We start from the raw sequence: 21,609 nt of genomic DNA, 5'->3' as shown, positions 1-21,609 counted from the left end.
GGCTGTCCATGAAACTGTATAAATCGTTGATCGCCCTGGCGCTGGCCGGCCTGTCGGCCGTATCGCTGAACGCGCAGGCGCACAAGCCGTGGCTGCTGCCGTCGTCGACCATCGTCGAAGGCAAGGAAGCCTGGCTGACCGTGGACGCCGCCATTTCGGAAGGCCTGTTCGATATTGACCACCAGCCGCTCAAGCTGGACGGCATCGTCATCACCGGCCCGGACGGCGGCAAGCTGGCCATGGAAAACGTCAACAACGGCAAGCTGCGCAACACCTTCGACCTCAAGCTGCCGAAACCCGGTACCTACAAGATCGCGCTGGTGACGCAGGGCGTGTCGGGCAGCTACAAGAACAAGGAAGGCGAGATGAAGCGCTTCCGCGGCAGCGAGGAAACGCTGGCCAAGGATGTGCCGGCCGATGCGAGCGACGTCAAGCTGACCCGCATGCACAGCCGCCTGGAGACTTTTGTTTCGACCGGCGCGCCGGACCTGGCGGTGTTCAAGCCGACCGGCGTCGGCCTGGAGCTGGTGCCGGTGACGCACCCGAACGATATGCGCGCGGGCGAGAAGGCCACCTGGCGCTTCCTGCTGGACGGCAAGCCGGCCGCCAACCAGGGCTTCAGCCTGATCCCGGGCGGCGTGCGCTATCGCGGCACCTTGGGCGAGCTGCGCAAGAACGCCGACGCCAACGGCGAAGCGACGTTCGAGCTGCCGGCCGCCGGCGTGTACCTGGTCAGCAGCGCCTGGCCGGCTGCGGCGCCGCAAGCGCCGGGCCAGCCGCCGCAAATGCCGCCGCGCCGCGTCAGCTACGCGGCGACGGTGGAAATCCTGCCGCAATAGGGCGCGGTACGCTCGCCATGCGCCGTGTATTGCTGCCCCATGTCGTCGCCGACGAGCCGGCCCCCGCCGGCGGCGTGATCCGGGATTTCGGCGGGCGCAGCATGGGCACCAGCTGGTCGGTGCGGCTGGTGGCCGCGCCGGAGGATGCGTGCGCCCATCTGCAGCAAGGGCTGCAGCAGCAATTGGACGCGGTGGTGGCGGAAATGAGCCACTGGGAAAGCGATTCCGACCTCGGTCGTTTCAACCGGGCCGAGGCGGGCAGCTGGCGGCAGTTGCCGCCGGCGTTTTTCGACGTGCTGGCGTTCGCGCTGGACGTGGCCCGCGCGTCGGGCGGCGCCTACGATCCCTGCGCCGGCGCATTGGTCAACCTGTGGGGCTTCGGCCCGCACGGCAGGTTCGACCAGTCGGATTTCGTGCCGCCGTCGGCCGCGCACATCAGCGCGGTCCTGGCGTCGCAACCCCTGCTGTTGGAACGCGAAGGCCGCCGCGCCTTGCAGCCGGGCGGCGTGCAGCTGGATCTGTCGGCCGTGGCCAAGGGCTACAGCGTGGACCGGCTGGCGTATTTTTTGAAGACACAGGGTTACGCGCATTGCCTGCTCGAAGTCGGCGGCGAGCTGCGCGGCGCCGGCGTCAAGCCGGACGGCCAGCCGTGGTGGGTGGCGCTGGAGCAGGTGGCCGATAGCGCCGATAACGCAGCCTTGCAGCTGGACGAACTGGTGTTGGCGCTGCACGGCTTGTCGGTGGCGACCTCGGGCGACTACCGCCGCTATTTCGAACTGGACGGCCAGCGTTATTCCCACACCATCGATCCGCGCAGTGGCATGCCGATCGCCAACGACCTGGCCTCGGTCACCGTGGTCCATCCGCAATGCATGGCGGCCGACGCCTGGTCCACCGCGCTGACGGTGCTGGGCTGCGAACACGGCCTGCGCCTGGCCGAACAACAAGGACTGGCGGTGCGCCTCGTCGCCCGCCGGCGCGACGGCGGCTTTACCGAACACATGAGTACCCATTTACGCAGCATGCTCGACGAATGATCTGGACCAACGACCCCACCCGATTGATGCTGGTAGCGAGCCTGGCCATGAGCTATGCGCTGGTGTGCCTGGCGCCTTACCTGCGCACGCGCCGCAAGCGCGTGGCCGCGCAGCGTGCCAAGGCCGAAGCTGCCGCCACCCCCGGCTGGATCGTCGCCTATGCCAGCCAGACCGGCAACGCCGAGGACCTGGCCGGGCAGACGCTGGCGACCCTGCGGCTGGCCGGCATTGCCGCGCAGATGAGCGAGCTGTCCGAACTGCACACCGAAGATCTGCAACGCGCCGAGCGCATCCTGTTCCTGGTCAGCACCTACGGCGAGGGCGATGCGCCGGACGCCGCCGCGGCCTTCGCCGGCCGCCTGATGACCAACGGCCTGGCGCTGCCGCAACTGCACTACGCCGTGCTGGCGCTGGGCGACAGCGCCTATGCCCAGTTCTGCGGCTTCGGCCGCGCGCTGGACCAGTGGCTGCAGGCGCAGGGCGCGCAAAGCCTGTTCCCGCGCATCGAGGTCGACCGCAGCTCGGCCGAGGCCATCGGCGCCTGGCGCCAGCAGCTCAGCCATCTGGCCGGCACCAGCGATGCGCCGGACTGGAGCGCGCCGGCCTTCGACCACTGGTGCTTGGCCGAACGCAAGCTGCTCAATCCGGGCAGCGCCGGCGCGCCGGTCTACCACCTGGAACTGGAACCGCTGGACGGCGCACTGCCGGCCTGGGAATCGGGCGACCTGGTGCAGATATCGGCGCCATCCGATCCCGAACGCGCCCGCGAATACTCGATCGCCTCGATGCCGGCCGACGGCCGCGTGCATTTGCTGGTGCGCCTGCACACGCATGAAGACGGCAGCCACGGCGCCGCCTCCGGCTGGCTGACGCGGCAGGCCGCGCTGGGCGATGCGATCCAGCTGCGCCTGCGCCAGCACCGCCGCTTCCGCCTGGAAGACAACGCACAGCGGCCGCTGATCCTGATCGGCAACGGCAGCGGCATCGCCGGCCTGCGCGGCCACCTGAAGGCCCGCACGGCGAGCGGGCGGGCCCGCAACTGGCTGCTGTTCGGCGAGCGCAACGAAGCCCACGACTACCACTATCGCGACGAACTGGCGACCTGGCACTTGCACGCCAAACTGGAAAAACTGGACATGGTGTTCTCGCGCGACCAGCCCCAGCGCCGCTACGTGCAGGACAGTCTGGCCGAGCAGGCGGATGAGGTGCGGGCCTGGGTCGCGGCCGGCGCCGCCATCTACGTCTGCGGCAGCCTGGACGGCATGGCGGCCGGCGTCGACGCCGCGCTGGCCGCCGCCCTGGGCCGCGCGGCGCTGGACCAGCTGGCCGCCGCCGGACGCTATCGACGCGATGTTTATTGACGTTTTATTACAACGCACCAATGCGGTGCAAGTTTGATTGTTCTGGTGATAATAAAATATTACGTTTTATTTATCAGAATATTTTCGCATATTGAAATAAAATTTTGTAAATTGGCGTAAATTTCGAACTTGTGAGGTTTGTTCTAAATTTGTTTCAACTATGTACCATATTGTCCGATCAGGCCCGATAATTCCATTATCGAGGAGCAATGTTGGCCACTTCGACTCCTTGAACTTCCATGCATCATTGCGGTTGCTGTAGATTCAAAGCGGTGTAGGCATTGCTCTCGGTTTTTATGTTTTTAATCGGGAGTTTGAATGGTATTGCAAGAAAAAATCGGCGTACGCTCCGTGCGCATCGCCCTGAGCGTGCTGACCGGCACCGTACTGATCGCAGGCCAGGCCTTCGCAGACGAGGCCATGCAGAAGGTTGAAATCACCGGCTCGAGCATCAAGCGCATCGCCGTTGAAGGCGCGCTGCCAGTGCAGCGCCTGTCGCAGGAACAAATCGCCAAGACCGGCGCCACCACCGTGGCCGACCTGATCCAATCGCTGCCAGCGATGCAGGGCTTCAGCATCGCCGCCACCGCGGCCGGCTCGAACTCGGGCGGCATCGTCTCGGCCTCGATCCACAACATCGGCGAGAGCTACACCCTGGTCCTGCTGGACGGCCGCCGCATTGCGCCGACCGGTTCGGGCAGCACCATCAACCTGAACTCCATCCCGATGAGCGCGGTTGAGCGCGTCGAGATCCTGACCGACGGCGCCTCCGCCCTGTACGGTTCGGACGCGATCGCCGGCGTGATCAACTTCATCCTGAAGAAGAACGCCCACGGCGGCACCATCGACGCGACTTGGTCGCAGCCGACCAGCGGCCGTCCAGGCCAGTCGTACAACACCAACCTGACCTACGGCTTCGGCGACCTGCAGGAAGACCGCTACAACATCCTGGCGACCTACCGCCACGATGAACAGAGCCCGATCAAGGCGACCGACCGTTCGTTCGCGTCGACCTCCTACGTTCCGTTCGACTACAACGGCCACCACTACATCTACGACCGCACCAGCTCGGCGGCCGCACCGGCCAACGTCGGCGTGACCTTCAACAAAGGCCTGGCGCCTATCGGTTTCAGCCCGTACCTGATGCAGAACGGCAGCTGCCCTAAGCAGACCTATCTGAGCCTGAACAACACGGCCGACACCCACAACTGCTCGTTCGACTCCACCCCGGCGGTGGAAATCTCGCCGCAGAACAAGCGTGACAGTTTCTTCACCAAGGCCCAGTACAAGGCCAGCGACGACATCACCGTGTTTGCTGAAATGGCGCTGTCGCGCCTGGACCTGACCGCGCGCATCGCGCAGAACATCGCGCCGTTCACCATCACGCCGGGTTCGGAGCGCTACAACAGCTACGTGCTGCCTTACCTGACCGCCGCCCAGGCCGCCAACGTCAAGCAGGTGTCGGGCAGCTACCGCACCTACGACTGGGGCACCCGCGACAGCCAGACCATCACCGACGCCCAGCACCTGGTGGTGGGCGCGGACGGCGACATCGGCGCCTGGAGCTTCGGCACCGGCCTGACCTGGTCGCGCAACAAGCTCGACGAGCGCTATGTCGGCGGCTACGCGATGACCAAGGAATTCAAGGACATGTTGGCCACCAACGCCTTCAATCCGTTCGCGCCGATCGGCAACCAGAGCGACGCCACCAAGACGCAGATCGCCAACTCGATCTACCACGGCTCGGTGCGCGAAGCGTCGACCACCTTGAAGGGTGTGGACGCGCACGGTTCGCGTGAAGTGTTCACGCTGCCTGGCGGCGCCGCCAACCTGGGTATCGGCGCCGACTACCGCGAGTACGCTTACCAGCAGACCCCGTCGGCTGACGCGGTCGGCGGCAAGATCTACAACCTGACCGCCCAGCCAGCCTACGACATGAAGCGCGCCTCGTATGGCGTGTTCGGCGAGCTGCTGGCGCCGCTGACCAAGGAACTGGAAATGACCGTGGCCGGCCGCTACGACAGCATCGCCGGCATCGACAACCTGCTGGCCCACCGCAAGATGGGCGAGACCCAGTCGGCCAGCACCTACAAGGTGTCGGCCCGCTGGCAGCCGGTCAAGACGGTGCTGGTGCGCGGCTCCTACGGCACCGGCTTCAAGGCGCCTAGCATGACCGACATCGGCCAGCCGCTGGTCAGCTCTGGTGTTACGGCCAACAGCTATGCTTGCCCGTTCCCAGGCACCGATCTGTGCCGCCCCGGCAATGCGCAGTACAACATGCTGTCCGGTGGTAACGAGAACCTGAAACCTGAGCGTTCCAAGCAGTATTCGATCGGTTTCCGCGTCGAGCCTAACGCCTCGTTCTCGTTCGGCGCCGACCTGTGGGATGTGAAGATCACCGACGCCGTGTCGTCGATCAGCGAGCAGCAGATCTTCGCCAACCCGGCCAAGTTCCGCGAGCTGTTCAGCACCTTCACCGAACCGTCGACCGGCAACACCTACTGGGCGATGAAGCGCCTGTCGATCAACATCGGCAAGACCCACAACCAGGGTATCGACTACGACCTGGTGGGCCGCCAGAAGTTCTCGTTCGGCCAGTTGACGGCCAACCTGAACGGCACCTACCTGATGAAGTCGGACTACACCCGTCCGGGCACCGACGGCGACTGGACCAGCGACCTGAACATCTTCGGCATCGACAACAGCGTAGCCTTCCGCCACATCGTGCGCGCCGCGCTGACGCTGGACACCGGCAAAGTCAGCAACACGCTGAGCGCCAACTACCGCAACGGCTACCAGGACGCGCAAACGACCGTGCGTAACGTCGACAGCGGCAAGGACGAGAGCATCCGTCTGTGGGTGCCGTCGTACCTGACGATCGACTGGCAGGGCAAGCTGGCGCTGACCAAGACCGCGTCGATCCGCATGGGCGTGAAGAACCTGCTGGACCGTGAGCCGCCGCTGTCGCTGCGCGCTTCGTCGGGCCACCAGGTCGGCTTCGACCCGCGCTACGCGGACCAGATCGGCCGCACCGTCTACCTGACCGGCGCGCTGGCGTTCTAAGCTGTTGATCCTGTAGTGTGATAAGCCCTGACCGGTGGTATTGGTCGGGGCTTTTTTTATTCGGCGCCGGCTTGCCCCAGGCCGCGCGCCAGGCTGGAGATGCTGGGGTTGTCGATGAACACGCAGCGCTTGCCGGTGCGCTTGCAGTAATCCTTCACGCGCCAGTAGGCGCTGTGGCTGATGCAGCCGGTCTGGCAGATCACCAGGTCGGCCGCCGCCAGGCTGGCGTCGAGGCGGTTGGCGTTGTCTTCCAGGCCGCCGTCGTGGTGGGCGAACTGCGCGCCTTCGCGCTCGATCAGCTCGCGGTAGGTGGCGACGTTGCCGCTGCGCCCGCCCACGCACAGCACCGCGCGGTCGCTCAGGCTCAGCGGCATCCGCATCACGTGCTCGACGAGCTGACGCGTTTCCTCCTGTATCGGCGCCGGTTCGGCCGCCGTCTGCAGCTTCGCCAGTTCCAGCTTCAGCTCGGTGATCTGGTTGCGCATGGCGCGTTCGCGCTCCTCCATCTGCACCAGCCGTTCGGCCAGTTTGGCGCGGCTCTCCAGGCCGGGGATGGACTCGCGCAACTGCTCCAGCTCGGCCTTGAGCGAGTCGATCATGCTGTCCTTGCCGACCGCCTGCGCGCGCTGTTGCATCAGCTGGGCCGCGTGCTTTTCGGCGTCCGCGCTCTTGTCGGCCAGCAGCGCGGCGGCGCGTTGCTGGGCCTTGGACAGGTCATGTGTCAGGCGCGCGTTGTCGGCCAGCGTGGCGTTGAATTTGTTGATGTCGGCGCGCACGCAGGCGCCGGCCTGGTGCTGCACCATGTGCAGGTCGCGGCACATCTGTTCTTCCAGCTCGGCGTTGCAGCGCGGATGCGTCAGGCCGGCCCAGAAGGCGCCGGCGACGTCGCCGTTGGCGACCGCCGTGTTCCACATCGCTGCGACCTGCGCAGTGCTCTTGGCGGCGCGGAAACGCAGCAGCACGGCGGCGTAGCGGCGCTCCAGTTCCTTTTGCAGCGCCTCCGACAGGCGGTTGCGGCTGCCGCACTCGGTGACGGCGCCGACGTGTACCTCGTAGTCGTCGGCCAGCACCTCGCCCGAGGTGACTTTGTCGACCAGCTTGCGCAGCACGCCCAGCGGGAAGCCGACGCCGACCAGCGGGCAATGGCAGGCATGACCCAGTTCCCACAGCCGGCGGCGGCGCGAGGCGTGCGTGTCCTCCTGCGGCCGCAGCGCCGCCATGACGCTGGTGATGGCGGGCTTGAGCACCTGCTGTTCGGCGGGGCGCGCCGGCGCGGTGGAGGCGGGCGCCAGGGTGCCGGCCACTTGCGGCATGGCGGCGGCGATGATGGCCGCCAATGGATCGTGTTTGTCGCACATGAGTGGGGCGCTCCTTAGACCGTGGCCGGCGCGATACGCGCGCGCGCCATGATGCGGCTGAGGAAGTTGCTCTTTTCCTGGGTGGGCAGTTGGCGCTCGACCACGCCGGCCCACTGCTCGGACAGCTGTTGGCAAGTGGCGCTGAGCACCGGCGCCAGGTCCGGCAGGCTGGCCAGTGCCTTCAGGTGGCGTTCGATCACCGAGGCCAGCTTGACACAGCCGCCGGCGGCGTCGCTGCTGGCCGTGTAATGCGACATCAGATGCAGCACGGCGGACAGCATCAGTTCTGGATTGTGTCCGCCATGGGAGGGGGCGAGAAAAATCGGATTGCTACGGTCTATGGCCATCAAACGCTCCTGGTTTCAATGAGGAAGTCTGGCTGGCTTGCGGCTGGCTACTCGGGCGGGGCGGGCGCGGTGGCGCCCAGGGGGACCTCAGGCGGTCAGGATCAGCTTGTTGAGCTGGGTGATGCGCAGGCGGTAGACGCGGCCCGAATGCTCGATCTCGATTTCACGGCCGTCATCCATCAGCTTGGCGCTGGTGATGCGCTTGACCGGCCGGATCGCCGGCGCGGCAACGATGGTCGCGGCGGGGGCGGTGATGGCGGGTGGCGTGGCGGGCAGGGCGGTGGTCATCTAGGGGGGTCCTTTGAATAAGAATGATTCGCATTTGCATTCATTATTGTGGAAGCACAGTAGGAATGCAAGCGTTATTTTTTTTGGGGGGGGGGGGATAGCAACGCCGGCGGTGGCCATAAAAAAGAGCCCGGCAGGAGTGACCGGGCCCAAGCTGGGTTCGCGAGCGCGGGGGAGGCGCTTACATCACAGCGCCGCCAGCAATTGCGCCGGGGCGTCGCTTTCGGCGCCCTTGGTCTTGGCGGACGCCAGCTGCTTGGCGCGGGTGCGCGAGGGCGGCAGGCGACGCAGGGTTTTCAGCGCTTCCGGGTCCTTGATGCCGATGGTGCGCTGGTCCACGCTGATCAGGCCGATCTCGTTGAAGGCCGACAGCGTGCGGCTGACCGTTTCCAGTGTCAGGCCCAGGTAGCTGCCGATTTCGTGGCGCGTCATGCGCAGGTTGAACAGCTTGCTGGAATAGCCCATCTGGGCGAAGCGCTCGGCCAGCGCCACCAGGAAGCGCGCCACGCGCGCCTCGGCGCTGAGCGCGCCCAGCATGCCGATCATCGCTTGCTCGCGCACCAGCTCGCGGCTCATGACGCCGTACATCATGTTTTCCAGCTCCAGGTGGACCCGGCCCAGCGCCGTCAGCTTCTTGAACGGCAGCAGGATCAGGTCGCAGTCGGACAGGGCCACCGCCTCGGACGAGTAGTGGCGGGTGTGGATGCCGTCCACGCCCAGCATGTCGCCCTTCATCGGGAAGCTGAGCACCTGTTCGTTGCCAAACTCGTCGATAAGCACCGTCTTCAGGAAGCCGGAGTTGACGATGTACAGCGTGTCGAAGGGCTGGCCGATGGTGTGGATGCGCTGGCCCGTCTTGAACTGCACGTGCTGGAACAGCAGTTCCTCGTTGGTGACCGAACAGGCCGCCGGGATGTGCAACAAATCGCAGACTTCCTTCAGGTTCGACCAGAGCCGCCCCTGACGCTGACGGCCCGCCTCCATCGACGAGGACTGCATGGTCGCAGTGGTGGCCGGGCGAATTTCAGACGTTTGCGTAGACAGCATGGTGATCTCCTGTGTACAGGTATTGCTTTTCGAAAGGACGGGAACTGGGCTGTGCCGCGCTGCTTGGTTTCCTGTTGTGGTGACGCACGGCAACGTGCTACGTGTCTGTAGCCGTGCAGCATGTATCGTATGGTTTCAGTATGCCAACGAGGGGGGGAGATAGATATCAGCAATGGCTGAATATGCGCGTAGGACGCAGCGCAGCAATGTAGGAGTTGTCCTAACGACGGACGGGGAAATCAGGTCTTGAAGGGGGACAACAGACGATGAGCCACGGCATATTGAACCATTTCCGAGAGCGAGCTCATGCCCATTTTCTGCATGATGCGGGTCTTGTGGGTGCTGACGGTCTTGACGCTCAGGTGCAGGCTGTTGGCGATTTCAGTGATCGACTTGCCAGCCACCAACAGCGAAAAAACTTCGAATTCGCGGTCCGAGAGTTGTTTATGCAACAGGCTTTCGTTGGGCATCATGATGTTCAGCGCCAGTTGCTCGGCCACTTCGGTGCTGATGTAGGGACGGCCGGAGGCGACCTTGCGGATCGCGCCGACCAGCTGGGTGCCGGCGCTTTCCTTGGTCAGGTAGCCTTGGGCGCCGGCGCGGATGGCGCGCACCGCGTACTGTTCCTCTTCGTGCATGGTCAGGATCAGGATGGCGAGCTTGGGCGCTTCCGCCTTGATCTGGCGGATCAGGTCGACACCGCTGCGGCCGGGCATGGACAAGTCCAGCAGCAGCAGGTCGAAACCGCCCTGGCGCACATGGCCTAGGACTTCGAAGCCGTCTATGGCCTCGCCTACGATGTCGATGTCGGGAGCGCCGTCGAGGATGCGCTTGAGACCTTCACGCATGATGGTGTGGTCGTCGGCAATGACAATTCGAATCATAGAGATGCTTGAGAGAAAAAGTAATTAAAAGTAAGTATTATTGTGTTTGAACTAATCTTATGATCTTACTACAAAAAGCATCTCGACCGCGTTTTATTTGCTGCCGGGCTCCTTGATCAGGCGGTGCACCATCACCGGTGTTTTGGCGTGCGACAACACTTTGTTGGTGACACTGCCCAGCAGCAGCTGGCCCCAGCCGCTGCGGCCATGCGAGCCCATGAAGATCAGGTCGCAATGGTGTTTTTCCGCCACATCGACGATCTTCAGCGCCGCGCTTTCCGCAAACACCGTCAGCGCTTCGCACGGCACGCCGCGTTTGGCGCAGGAATCGACCACGTCCTGCGTATGTTCCTTGCCGGCGCGCAGCATCGCGGCGCGGTATTCGTCCTCGCTCGGGTAGCTGGGCGGGATGATTTCGACGTAGATCGGGTACTGGTACTCGGGCGCCACGAACAGCACCAGCACTTCGGCCTTCATCTGTTCGGCAAAGGCCACCCCGGCGCAGGCGGTTTTGCTGGAAACGGCGGAGCCGTCGGTGGTAATCAAGATTTTGCGGTACATGATGAACCTCCTGTTAAAACCAGCTGGCTGCTCTTAATTGTAGCCCCGATTTACATTATTGTTAGTATGGAAAGACTTGATGATTATCAAATGAAAGCGCTTTGCGCTGAGGCACGCGTGTTGGCTTTCATACTTTTTACCTGCTTTTTTTGCACACGAGCACTACTTTTGTGTCTCAAGGCGTGTTTTGTCTATCTAACCAATGTTAGTATCTCCAAATACAACGAAACTTGGCTTGGACCCGGAGCGCAGGGCAGGCGACCCGACTCTGGGATTGAATAATCTGGCTGCGCCCTGCTACACTCGGGTAAGAGCGTTATATTGCCGAGCGTCATCACAAGCATGCAAGTTTAGGGCAGCAATTTTACAAATTATGGAGAAGCAGGGATTATGACCAACGCCGCTGACGATTTCGACGCACTATTTGATGAAGTGTCTGCTCAGAGCAAGACGGCAGCGCCCGCTCCAGCGCCTGCTTCCGCCGAGGATGACCTGGAAAGCCTGTTCGACGAAGTGGCCTCGGCCCGACCTGCGGATGCGGCGCCCGCCACTCCCGCCCCGGTCGCTGTCGCCGCCGCGCCCGCCGCGGCGCCCGCCGAAGCCGGCGCCGACGGCGAAGACAAGCCGATGTTCGAACGCCTGGGCGGCATCGTGCGCCTGCTGCACGATTCGCTGCGCGAACTGGGCTACGACAAGGCGCTGACCGAGGCCTCGTCGCAGATCAACGACGCCCAGGACCGCCTCGAATACGTCGCCACCCTGACCGAACAAGCCGCCAACAAGGTGCTCAACACCCTGGACGAAGGCATGCCGGAGCAGGACGTGCTGTCGAAAAAATCCAAGGAAATGGAAACCCGCTGGGCCGACCTGTTCGCGGGCAAGCTGAGCCTGGACCAGTTCAAGCAGCTGGCCGGCGACTCGCAAGCGTTCGCGGCCGCCGTGTCGGTGGCCACCGAAGCGGAAAAAGCCCGCCTGCTGGAAATCATGATGGCCCAGGACTTCCAGGACATCACCGGCCAGCTGATCAAGAAAGTCGTGACCATCACCAAGACGGTGGAGCACGAACTGGCAGAACTGCTGCGCGACAATGCACCACCGGCGGTACGCGAGAAAATCGCGCAAAAAGAGGTGTCCCTGATGTCCGGCCCTTCGGCTCCAGCCGTAGCGCTGAACCAGGACAATGTCGACGACCTGCTTGCTGACCTGGGATTCTAATGGACGATATGCTCAAGGATTTCGTCGTCGAGGCGATGGATCTTGCGGTCAACGTTGAAGAGCATCTGCTGCGGCTCGAACGCGACCCGGACAATAAAGAAACATTGAATGCGGTGTTCCGCTCCTTCCACACCATCAAGGGCGGCGCCGGTTTCATGGGCCTGCCGGCGATGGTGGCGGCATGTCACTTGACCGAGAACTTGTTCGACGCGCTGCGCACCGGCGCCGCGCCGGTGACGCCGATCGCGATCGAGGCGGCGCTGCAGGCGTCGGGCTTCGTGGCCGACCAGCTGGCCGAACTGAACAACGGCGCCGAGCCGGACAGCCTGTCCGCCATGCCCAAGGATCTGGAAGTCATCCTGACCGACGCCATCGAAGGCAAGACCACCGCTGCTCCGGCCAAGGCCGCCGCGCCGGCGCCTGCCCCGGCCGCGGCCGCCATTGCGGCCCCAGCCGCAGTACCCGCCTCCGCGCCGTCGCCCGACGGCCTGGACTGGGAAGGCATGTACGAAGCCGTGATGCCGGCCGGTAGCTACACCAAACCTGCCGCATCGGCAGCCGCGCCGGCTCCGGTCGCGCAGGCGCCGTCGGCCCCGTTGCCGGCCGCCGAACTGGCCGCCGTGGTCGCCGCCGTGCACGCCGCCGGTCCGAGCTCCAGCCCCGCCAAGCGCGAAGCGGCCGAAAAACGCGAAGAGCGTCCGCACGCCGCGCCGGCCAAGGAAGAATCGATCCGGGTTGACGCCGTCAAGCTGGACGCGCTGCTGGAAGTGGCCGGCGAATCGGTGCAGGCCGCCAACCAGGCCGCCGTGCTGCTGGAGCGCCTGCTGCAATTCAAGTTCGAAGGCCAGGCCCAGACCCTGATGGCGACGCTGGCGGAAACGCTGGAACGCGCCTCGCGCTACTCCACCGAACTGCAGCGCGCCACCCTGGCGACCCGCATGCAGCCGGTCGGCCGCCTGTTCCAGAAGTTCCCGCGCCTGGTGCGCGAACTGGCGAAAGACCTGGGCAAGGACGTCGAGCTGACCATCGAAGGCGCGGAGACCGAAGTCGACCGCGTGGTGGTGGACAGCCTGTACGATCCGCTGGTGCACATGCTGCGCAATTCGCTGGACCATGGCGTCGAATCGCCGGAAGACCGCCTCGCGGCGGGCAAGCCGGCCAAGGCCTATATCTCGCTCAAAGCATGGCAGGAAGCAAATAGCGTTATGATTGTGCTTCAGGACGACGGCAAAGGCATGGACCCGGTGGTGCTGCGCACCAAGGCCCAGCAAAAGGGCCTGATCTCGGAATCGGTGCAGCTGACCAACGACGAATGCTTCCAGCTGGTATTCTTGCCGGGTTTCTCGACCAAGGAAGTCGCTTCCAGCGTGTCCGGCCGCGGCGTCGGCATGGACGTGGTGAAGACCGCCGTGGAGAAGAACCGCGGCGCCATCCACATCGAATCGGCGTTGGGCAAGGGCACCAAGTTCGCCATCCGCCTGCCGATCGAGCTGTCGATCGTGCCGACCATGCTGGTCTCGACCTCGGGCGCCGCGCTGGCGTTGCCGATGGCCGTGGTGCAGCGCGTGGTCGAGCTGCCGGAAGTGTTCATGGAAGTGGGCGGCGCGCCGGTGCTGAAAGACCAGGGCCGTCCGTTGCCGGTGCGTTCGCTGGCCGATTCGCTGGGCTACGAGAGCTGCCGCGAGAAAGTGGGTATTGTTGTCGCTGCACCACAGCCGTACATTCTGGCGGTGGAAGCGGTCGACGGTACCGCCGACCTGGTGATTAAACCGATGACCGCGATTAGCGTCGAGGGCATTACCGGCACCGCGCGTTCGGCCGAAGGCGAACTGGTGCTGGTGGTGGGCCTATCGTTCCTAATGGACGGATGTCGAGGTAGTGTACGCATGGCGGCCTAGTCAGAGGATTAGGCCAGAAAGTCCAAAAGCCTGCGTTCACGCAGGCTTTTTTTATTTGCATTTCCGAATTTGGCAAAAGGAGTCATAAAAAGTGTATCAGTAGGCGGAACTGCATCGGCTCACGAGGCCTGACAGCGGCGGCCGCTACCGCATTGCACAATATGGCATAATCGAAGTGGATCACTCACACAGGCAGCTGCAGTACTCATAAATTATGATGAAGACGCTTTACGACAAACTCTGGGACTCCCACGTGGTCAAGGCCGAAGAAGACGGCACCACGATCCTGTACATCGACCGCCACCTGGTGCATGAAGTCACCAGCCCGCAGGCCTTCGACGGCCTGCGCGAAGCCGGCCGCGCGCCGTGGCGCGTGTCCGCCAACCTGGCGGTGGCCGACCACAACGTGCCGACCACCGGCCGCGCCGACGGCATCGCCGACCCGGTCTCGCGCCTGCAGGTGGAAACGCTGGACAAGAACGCCAAGTCCTACGGCCTGACCTACTTCAACATGAACGACAAGCGCCAGGGCATCGTCCACGTGATTGGGCCGGAGCAGGGCGCGACCCTGCCGGGCATGACCGTGGTCTGCGGCGACTCGCACACCTCGACCCACGGCGCCTTCGGCGCGCTGGCGCATGGCATCGGCACCTCGGAAGTGGAGCACGTGCTGGCCACCCAGACGCTGCTGCAAAAGAAATCCAAGGCCATGCTGGTGCAGGTCGACGGCGCGCTGCCGGCCGGCGTCACCGCCAAGGACGTGGTGCTGGCCATCATCGGCAAGATCGGCACCGCCGGCGGCACCGGCTACTGTATCGAGTTCGGCGGTTCAACCATCCGCGCGCTGTCGATGGAAGGCCGGATGACGGTCTGTAACATGGCGATCGAGGCGGGCGCGCGCGCCGGCATCATCGGCGTCGACGACGTCACCATCAACTACGTCAAGGGCCGGCCTTTCTCGCCGGCCGGTCCGCACTGGGACCGCGCGGTCGACTACTGGCGCACGCTGCACAGCGACGCCGGCGCCAGGTTCGACCTGGTGGTCACGCTCAACGCCGCCGAGATCAAGCCGCAGGTGACCTGGGGCACGTCGCCGGAAATGGTGGTGGCGATCGACGGCCGCGTGCCGGACCCGGACCTGGAAAAAGACAGCGTCAAGCGCGATGCGATGGAAAAGGCGCTGGTCTACATGAACCTGAAGCCGAACACCGCGATCGAGGACATCCGCATCGACAAGGTCTTCATCGGCTCCTGCACCAACTCGCGCATTGAGGATTTGCGCGCCGCCGCCGACGTGGTGCGCGGCAAGCACCGCGCCTCCAACGTCAAGCTGGCGATGGTGGTGCCGGGCTCCGGACTGGTGAAAGACCAGGCCGAGAAGGAAGGCCTGGACCGCATCTTCAAGGACGCCGGTTTCGAATGGCGCGACCCGGGCTGCTCGATGTGCCTGGCGATGAACGCCGACCGCCTGGAACCGGGCGAGCGCTGCGCCTCCACCTCGAACCGCAATTTTGAAGGACGCCAAGGTCAGGGCGGACGCACCCATCTGGTGTCTCCCGCCATGGCGGCGGCAGCCGGTATCGCCGGCCACTTTGTCGACGTGCGCACGCTGCGTTGATGTCTTAACCATCCCTAGAGACCCAACATGAAAAAACTATTCGCCCTGTCCATCATCGCGCTGATCCTGACCGGTTGCAACACCGTCAACGGCTTCGGCAAGGACGTCAAAAAGGTCGGTGAGTCGCTGGAAGGCGCCTCGACCAAAAAATAAACCGCAGCACGGCGGGCCGCGACGGTCCGCCGTCGCACAACCCGAACGAGAATCATGGATAAATTTACGATCTACGAAGGACTGGTGGCCCCGCTGGACCGCGCCAATGTCGACACCGACGCCATCATTCCGAAGCAATTTTTGAAGTCGATTCATCGCACCGGCTTCGGTCCCAACCTGTTCGACGAATGGCGCTACCTGGACCACGGCGAGCCGGGCCAGGACAACAGCGTGCGTCCGCTCAATCCGGAGTTTGTGCTCAACGAGCCGCGCTACCAGGGCGCCTCGATCCTGCTGACCCGCAAGAACTTCGGCTGCGGCTCCTCGCGCGAGCACGCGCCGTGGGCGCTGGACCAGTACGGCTTCCGCGCCATCGTCGCGCCGTCGTTCGCCGACATCTTCTTCAACAACTGCTACAAAAGCGGCTTGCTGCCCATCGTTTTATCCGAAACGCAGATCGACCATCTGTTCAATGAAGTCAAGGCCTTCCCCGGTTACCGTCTGGTGGTCGACCTTGAACAGCAGCGCATCTCCACCAGCAATGGCAGCGTCTCCTATCCCTTCGAGATCGACGCCTTCCGCAAATACTGCCTGATGAACGGGCTCGACGATATCGGCCTGACGCTGCGTCACGCCGACGCTATCCGCGGCTTCGAAGAGCGCCATCTGGCAACCCAACCTTGGTTGGCCAACGTCATCTAATCTCGAAAACTACTCATGAAAATCGCTATCCTCCCGGGCGACGGTATCGGCCCGGAAATCATCGCGCAAGCCGTCAAAGTCCTGAACGTGCTGGGCGAACAATTTGAGCTGGAAAGCGCGCCGGTCGGCGGCGCCGGCTACGCGGCCCACGGCCACCCACTGCCGGAAGGCACGTTGGCGCTGGCCAAGGCGGCCGACGCGGTGCTGTTCGGCGCCGTCGGCGACTACCAGTACGACACGCTGGAACGCGCGCTGCGTCCCGAGCAGGCGATCCTGGGCCTGCGCAAGAACCTGGGCCTGTTCGCCAACCTGCGTCCGGCCATTCTGTACCCGCAACTGGCCAACGCCTCGACCCTGAAGCCGGAAGTGGTGTCCGGCCTGGACATCCTGATCATCCGCGAACTGACCGGCGACATCTACTTCGGCCAGCCGCGCGGTGTGCGCGAGTGCCCGGACGGCGCCTTCAAGGGCCAGCGTGAAGGCTACGACACGATGCGTTATGCCGAAGGCGAAATCCGCCGCATCGCCCACGTGGCGTTCCAGGCCGCGCAGAAGCGCGACAAGCGCCTGACCAGCGTCGACAAGGCCAACGTGCTGGAAACCTTCCAGTTCTGGCGCGACATCGTCACCGACGTGCACAAGGAATACCCCGACGTCGCGCTGGAACATATGTACGTCGACAACGCCGCCATGCAACTGGTGCGCGCGCCGAAGAAGTTCGACGTTCTCGTCACCGGCAATATGTTCGGCGACATCCTGTCCGACCAGGCTTCGATGCTGACCGGTTCGATCGGCATGCTGCCGTCGGCCTCGCTGGACGCCAACAACAAGGGCCTGTACGAGCCGTCGCACGGTTCCGCGCCCGACATCGCCGGCAAGGGCATCGCCAATCCGCTGGCGACGATTTTGTCGGCCGCGATGATGCTGCGCTACTCGCTGAACAGGGCCGAACAGGCCGACCGCATCGAGAACGCCGTCAAGCACGTGCTCTCGCAAGGCCTGCGCACCGCCGACATCTACGAAGCCGGCACCACCAAGGTCGGCACGGAACAGATGGGCGACGCCGTGGTCAAGGCTTTGGTGTAAATCGTATAAATCATTAGAAGGAAAGAAAATGAAACTCGTAGGCTTGGTAGGTTGGCGCGGCATGGTTGGTTCGGTCCTGATGCAGCGCATGCAGGAAGAGGGCGATTTCGCCCACATCGAACCGGTGTTTTTCACCACCTCGAACCCGGGCGGCGACGCCCCGGCGATGGCGAAGAATGAAACCAAACTGAAAAGCGCGACCGACATCGACCAACTGAAAAAGTGCGAGATCATCATCTCGTGCCAGGGCGGCGACTACACCACCGAAGTGTTCCCCAAGCTGCGCGCGGCCGGCTGGAACGGCTACTGGATCGACGCCGCCTCCACGCTGCGCATGGAGAAGGACGCCGTCATCGTGCTGGACCCGGTCAACCTGCACGTCATCAAGGACGCGCTGGGCAAGGGCGTGAAGAACTACATCGGCGGCAACTGCACCGTGTCGTGCATGCTGATGGGCCTGGGCGGCCTGTTCCAGCACAACCTGGTCGAGTGGATGACGTCCATGACCTACCAGGCGGCGTCGGGCGGCGGCGCCCAGCACATGCGCGAGCTGCTGACCCAGTTCGGCACGATCAATTCGTCGGTGAAAGCGCTGCTGGACAATCCTGCTTCCGCGATCCTGGAGATCGACCGCCAGGTGCTGGCCACCCAGCACGGTTTAACTGCCGAAGAGACCAGGCAGTTCGGCGCGCCGCTGGCCGGCAACCTGATCCCGTGGATCGACAAGGACCTGGGCAACGGCCAGTCGAAGGAAGAATGGAAGGGCGGCGCCGAGACCAACAAGATCCTGGGCCTGGGCGCGGACTTCGGTTCGAAAGCGATCCCTGTCGACGGCCTGTGCGTGCGCATCGGCGCCATGCGCAGCCACTCGCAGGCATTGACCATCAAGCTGAAGAAGGACGTGCCGATCGACGAGATCCACGACATCATCGCCGCCAACAACCAGTGGGTCAAAGTGGTGCCGAACACCCGTGAAGCGTCGGTCAAGGACCTGTCGCCGGCCGCCGCCACCGGCAGCCTGACGATCCCGGTCGGCCGCCTGCGCAAGATGAGCATGGGCGACGACTACCTGTCGGCCTTCACCGTCGGCGACCAGCTGCTGTGGGGCGCGGCCGAACCGCTGCGCCGCATGCTGCGCATCGTGCTGGACAAGTAAGCTTCTCGGCAATTGTTAAAGCAGAAGGGGTTTTCTCTATGAGTTCTCATAGGGGAAACCCCTTTTTTTGGTTTAAAGTAGGCATAGACGTTACACATCCTCATGTATCACTAGAGAAACATCGTGCAAAGCTTGCATGCTCTGGAGCATGATGATATGTTGATATATCTGGGAAAGTAACATTTTCCCTCTGACAACCAGATGCCGCCCACTATGCACGTACCCACTCGCTCCAGCATTGTTTCCTTCGCGTTGAAGACGCTCACTGGGGCTGTCGCCAGTGCGGTGTTAGTGGCGTCCGCCAACGCCGCCGGGCTAGGCAAGCTGACGGTTTTATCGTCGCTGGGGCAGCCGCTGCGGGCGGAGATCGAATTGACGGCGGTCTCGGCGGACGAAGCGGGCGCGCTGGTCGCCAAGCTGGCGCCGGCTGAAGCCTTCCGCACCGCCAACATCGATTTCAATCCGACCCTGCTGTCGCTGCGCTTCGAAGTCGAGCAGCGCAATGGCCGCCAGTTGATACGCATAACGTCCAGCCAGCCGGTCAACGAGCCCTTCGTCGACATGCTGCTGGAGCTGAACTGGACCGGCGGCCGCATGGTTCGCGAATACACCTTCCTGCTGGACCCGGCCGACATGCGCGCGACGCAAGCGCCGCAAGTGGCCGCGCCGGTGGACCTGGGCCGCAACGCCACCCCGGCCGCGCCTTCCGCACCCGCCGCCGCGGCGGCGCCGGCCGCCGCGCCGATGGCGCCGAGCACGCCGGCGCCAGTGCGCCAGCCGGCCGCGCCGGCCAAGCCCGCCGCCAATGAGTACACCGTCAAATCCGGCGACAACCTGACCCGCATCGCCAACCAGGTCAAGCCGGTCGACGTGTCGCTGGACATGATGCTGGTGGCGCTGTACCGCGCCAACCCGGAAGCGTTCTCCGGCAACAATATGAACCGCCTGAAGTCGGGCCAGATCCTGGCCGTGCCGGACGCCGACACGATCCGCAACACCGCGCCGGAAGGCGAGGCGCGTGGCGTGGTGGTCGCGCACGCGGCCGACTTCAACGCCTACCGCGCCAAGTTGGCCGGGCAGGTGGCCAACAGCACTTCAGCCAAGGAGCCGGACACCAGCCAGAACGTGTCGGGCAAGATCACCGCCAAGGTCGAGGAAAAGCCGAACGCCGTCAACGCCGCCAAGGACAAGCTGACCCTGTCGAAAACCACGTCCGGGGCGCCGGTCGCGGGCAAGACCGGCATGGCGGTGGAAGACAAGATCGCCCACCAGAAGGAACTGGACGAGGCCGCCGCCCGCACCAAGGAACTGGAGAAGAACGTCCACGACCTGGAAAAACTGATGGCGGTGAAGAACAAGGCCGGCGCCGACACCGCAAAACCGTCCGCTTCGGCTTCCGCCGTGGCATCGGCTTCGACACCGGCATCGGCCCAGGTCGAAGCATCGGCGCCGGCCAAGCCCAAGCGCACGCTGGTGATCCCGCCGAAGAAACTCGAACCTAGCCTGTTCGAGACGATCATGGACAACCTGCAATACGTCGGCTTGGCGGCCGCAGCCCTGCTGGCCGGCGCCGGCGCGCTGATCGCTTCGCGCCGCCGCAAGAAGTTCGAGGTGCCGAAGGAAGAGGGCAGCATCCTCGGCGACACCGCGATTCCGTCGCAGGCCTTGATCGCCGACGCCGGCGGCCAGAGCGTCGACACCAACAACAGCGTGTTCAATTCCAACTTCGCGCCATCGGCCAGCCAGCTCGACACCAATGAAGTCGATCCGGTGGCGGAAGCCGACGTCTACATCGCCTACGGCCGCGACGCCCAGGCCGAAGAAATCCTGAAGGAGGCGCTGCGCAGCCATCCGGAGCGCCATGCGGTGCGCCTGAAGCTGTTGGAAATCTACGTCACCCGCAAGGACGCGCGCGCGTTCGAGAGCCAGGCCTCCGAGCTGTATTCGATGACGCGCGGCCAGGGCGATGAATGGGCGCAAGCGGCCGCCATGGGCCGCACCCTGGACCCGAGCAATCCGCTGTATGTCGAAGGCGGCGCTGACGCCGACAGCATGTTTGCCGCTGCGCCGGTCGTGGCTGCCGCCGGTGTCGCCGCCAGCGCCGCCGCCTTCAGCGCATCGGACTTCAGCAACGATTTCAGCGCACCGGCCCCAGCGCCGGCGCCGGCCCCCGCTGGCCTGGACCTGGACCTGGGCTTCGACGCCCCGCCTGCGGCCGGCGACGGCAATCTGATGGATTTCGGCAGCGAGATGGATACCGCCTTGCCGCAGGCGGCCGATGCCTCGGTGTCGCCCGCTTCGGTGGCGGCGGAAACCGACAACCTGATGGACTTCGACCTGGGCGGCCTGAGTTTCGAGCCGGCCGCCGCCGCGCCGGCACCAGCCCCCGCGGCCGAGCCGGAAGCCATGCCGGAAGACGCCTTCAACCTGGCCTTCGATGCGCCAGCCGCTCCGGCCCCGGCGCCGGAACCTGCGCCTGCGCCGGTGGAAGACCTGAGCATGGACTTCGGCCTGGACTTGCCGGCCGAGACCGTGGCGCCGGGCTTGCCGTCGGCCAGCAGCGATCCGCTGGACCTCGACTTGATGAACTTTGAAATTCCGGCAATTCCAGCACCCGCGCCAGCGCCGGCGCCGGCCGCCGAGTTCGACGCCGGCGACTTCGCCGACGCGCTGCAAGGCGCGGAAGAGGTCACGCCCGCGCCGGCGCCGGCCGCGCAGGAGTTCGACCTGTCCGGCATCGACCTCGACCTCGATACCGCACTGGGCGGTTCCGGCGTGCCGGCCGCGGCCGATTCCGCACCGGCCCAAGGCCGCGACGACACGCTGTCGGCGCACCACATGGAAATGGACACCAAGCTGGACCTGGCGATCGCCTACCAGGAAATCGGCGACAAGGAAGGCGCGCGCGAACTGCTGGACGAAGTGCTGCGCGGCGGCAGCGACGACCAGATCGCCAAGGCCAACGCCATGCGCGCCCAATTGGGGTAAGGCCGCTC

At 64.5% G+C, this 21,609-nt stretch carries 18 protein-coding genes; 12 read left to right on the top strand and 6 right to left on the bottom strand.

The window, feature by feature from the left end; translation table 11 throughout:
* Positions 1-8 precede the first annotated feature (8 nt).
* The 4 genes from KVP70_RS09180 to KVP70_RS09165 all read left to right on the top strand — a co-directional run bounded on the left by KVP70_RS09180 (position 9) and on the right by KVP70_RS09165 (position 6,300).
* Positions 9-839 carry a DUF4198 domain-containing protein gene (locus KVP70_RS09180; protein WP_217941872.1) on the top strand — a complete coding sequence of 277 codons (831 nt, stop codon included), beginning with the start codon at positions 9-11 and terminating at the stop codon, positions 837-839.
* 17 nt (positions 840-856) lie between these two features.
* Positions 857-1,876: an FAD:protein FMN transferase gene (locus KVP70_RS09175; RefSeq protein WP_217941871.1), complete on the top strand. Its 1,020-nt coding sequence runs from the start codon at positions 857-859 to the stop codon at positions 1,874-1,876.
* A complete protein-coding gene (locus KVP70_RS09170) occupies positions 1,873-3,237 on the top strand; it encodes a sulfite reductase subunit alpha (RefSeq protein ID WP_217941869.1) in 1,365 nt (454 codons plus the stop codon). The genes KVP70_RS09175 and KVP70_RS09170 overlap by 4 nt, the downstream gene beginning before the upstream one ends.
* A 318-nt stretch (positions 3,238-3,555) precedes the next feature.
* On the top strand, positions 3,556-6,300 hold the full coding sequence (locus KVP70_RS09165) for a TonB-dependent receptor (protein WP_217941866.1): 2,745 nt from the start codon (positions 3,556-3,558) through the stop codon (positions 6,298-6,300).
* Positions 6,301-6,356: 56 nt separating this feature from the next.
* Here KVP70_RS09165 and KVP70_RS09160 read toward each other — a convergent pair whose 3' ends face one another.
* From KVP70_RS09160 to KVP70_RS09135, 6 genes are all read right to left on the bottom strand, one after another.
* Positions 6,357-7,658, bottom strand: a complete 1,302-nt coding sequence (locus tag KVP70_RS09160; protein WP_217941864.1) for a DUF2325 domain-containing protein — start codon at positions 7,656-7,658, stop codon at positions 6,357-6,359.
* A gap of 14 nt (positions 7,659-7,672) precedes the next feature.
* Positions 7,673-8,005, bottom strand: a complete 333-nt coding sequence (locus tag KVP70_RS09155) for a hypothetical protein (RefSeq protein ID WP_217941863.1) — start codon at positions 8,003-8,005, stop codon at positions 7,673-7,675.
* 87 nt (positions 8,006-8,092) lie between these two features.
* A complete protein-coding gene (gene hemP, locus KVP70_RS09150) occupies positions 8,093-8,293 on the bottom strand; it encodes a hemin uptake protein HemP (RefSeq protein ID WP_217941861.1) in 201 nt (66 codons plus the stop codon).
* A gap of 186 nt (positions 8,294-8,479) precedes the next feature.
* Positions 8,480-9,277: a Crp/Fnr family transcriptional regulator gene (locus KVP70_RS09145; RefSeq protein ID WP_217942161.1), complete on the bottom strand. Its 798-nt coding sequence runs from the start codon at positions 9,275-9,277 to the stop codon at positions 8,480-8,482.
* A gap of 302 nt (positions 9,278-9,579) precedes the next feature.
* A complete protein-coding gene (locus KVP70_RS09140; protein ID WP_008450985.1) occupies positions 9,580-10,224 on the bottom strand; it encodes a response regulator in 645 nt (214 codons plus the stop codon).
* Positions 10,225-10,317: 93 nt separating this feature from the next.
* Positions 10,318-10,785, bottom strand: coding sequence for a universal stress protein (locus KVP70_RS09135; protein WP_217941860.1), 468 nt, complete (start codon positions 10,783-10,785; stop codon positions 10,318-10,320).
* 390 nt (positions 10,786-11,175) lie between these two features.
* Here KVP70_RS09135 and KVP70_RS09130 point away from each other — a divergent pair, with 390 nt between their 5' ends.
* The 8 genes from KVP70_RS09130 (at position 11,176) to KVP70_RS09095 (ending at position 21,601) form a co-directional block, all read left to right on the top strand.
* Complete coding sequence (locus tag KVP70_RS09130) at positions 11,176-12,000, top strand: protein phosphatase CheZ (protein ID WP_217941859.1); 825 nt, start codon at positions 11,176-11,178, stop codon at positions 11,998-12,000.
* Complete coding sequence (locus tag KVP70_RS09125; RefSeq protein ID WP_217941858.1) at positions 12,000-13,898, top strand: chemotaxis protein CheA; 1,899 nt, start codon at positions 12,000-12,002, stop codon at positions 13,896-13,898. The genes KVP70_RS09130 and KVP70_RS09125 overlap by 1 nt, the downstream gene beginning before the upstream one ends.
* 214 nt (positions 13,899-14,112) lie before the next feature.
* Complete coding sequence (leuC, locus tag KVP70_RS09120; RefSeq protein WP_217941857.1) at positions 14,113-15,516, top strand: 3-isopropylmalate dehydratase large subunit; 1,404 nt, start codon at positions 14,113-14,115, stop codon at positions 15,514-15,516.
* Positions 15,517-15,543: 27 nt separating this feature from the next.
* Complete coding sequence (locus tag KVP70_RS09115) at positions 15,544-15,669, top strand: entericidin A/B family lipoprotein (RefSeq protein ID WP_008450980.1); 126 nt, start codon at positions 15,544-15,546, stop codon at positions 15,667-15,669.
* Positions 15,670-15,723: 54 nt separating this feature from the next.
* Positions 15,724-16,371, top strand: coding sequence for a 3-isopropylmalate dehydratase small subunit (gene leuD, locus KVP70_RS09110; RefSeq protein ID WP_020701796.1), 648 nt, complete (start codon positions 15,724-15,726; stop codon positions 16,369-16,371).
* A gap of 15 nt (positions 16,372-16,386) precedes the next feature.
* Positions 16,387-17,457, top strand: coding sequence for a 3-isopropylmalate dehydrogenase (gene leuB / locus KVP70_RS09105; RefSeq protein WP_217941856.1), 1,071 nt, complete (start codon positions 16,387-16,389; stop codon positions 17,455-17,457).
* A 28-nt stretch (positions 17,458-17,485) separates the two neighbouring features.
* The gene (gene asd / locus KVP70_RS09100) at positions 17,486-18,613 is read left to right on the top strand and encodes an aspartate-semialdehyde dehydrogenase (RefSeq protein ID WP_217941855.1); all 1,128 of its coding nucleotides are present in this window, start codon (positions 17,486-17,488) and stop codon (positions 18,611-18,613) included.
* Positions 18,614-18,826: 213 nt separating this feature from the next.
* Positions 18,827-21,601 carry a motility hub landmark protein FimV gene (locus KVP70_RS09095; RefSeq protein ID WP_229224707.1) on the top strand — a complete coding sequence of 925 codons (2,775 nt, stop codon included), beginning with the start codon at positions 18,827-18,829 and terminating at the stop codon, positions 21,599-21,601.
* The last annotated feature ends 8 nt before the right edge of the window (positions 21,602-21,609 follow it).

This window comes from Duganella violaceipulchra (assembly GCF_019166075.1).
Taxonomy (GTDB): Bacteria; Pseudomonadota; Gammaproteobacteria; order Burkholderiales; family Burkholderiaceae_D; genus Rugamonas; species Rugamonas violaceipulchra.
This window is presented reverse-complemented; position numbering and strand designations above follow the sequence as displayed.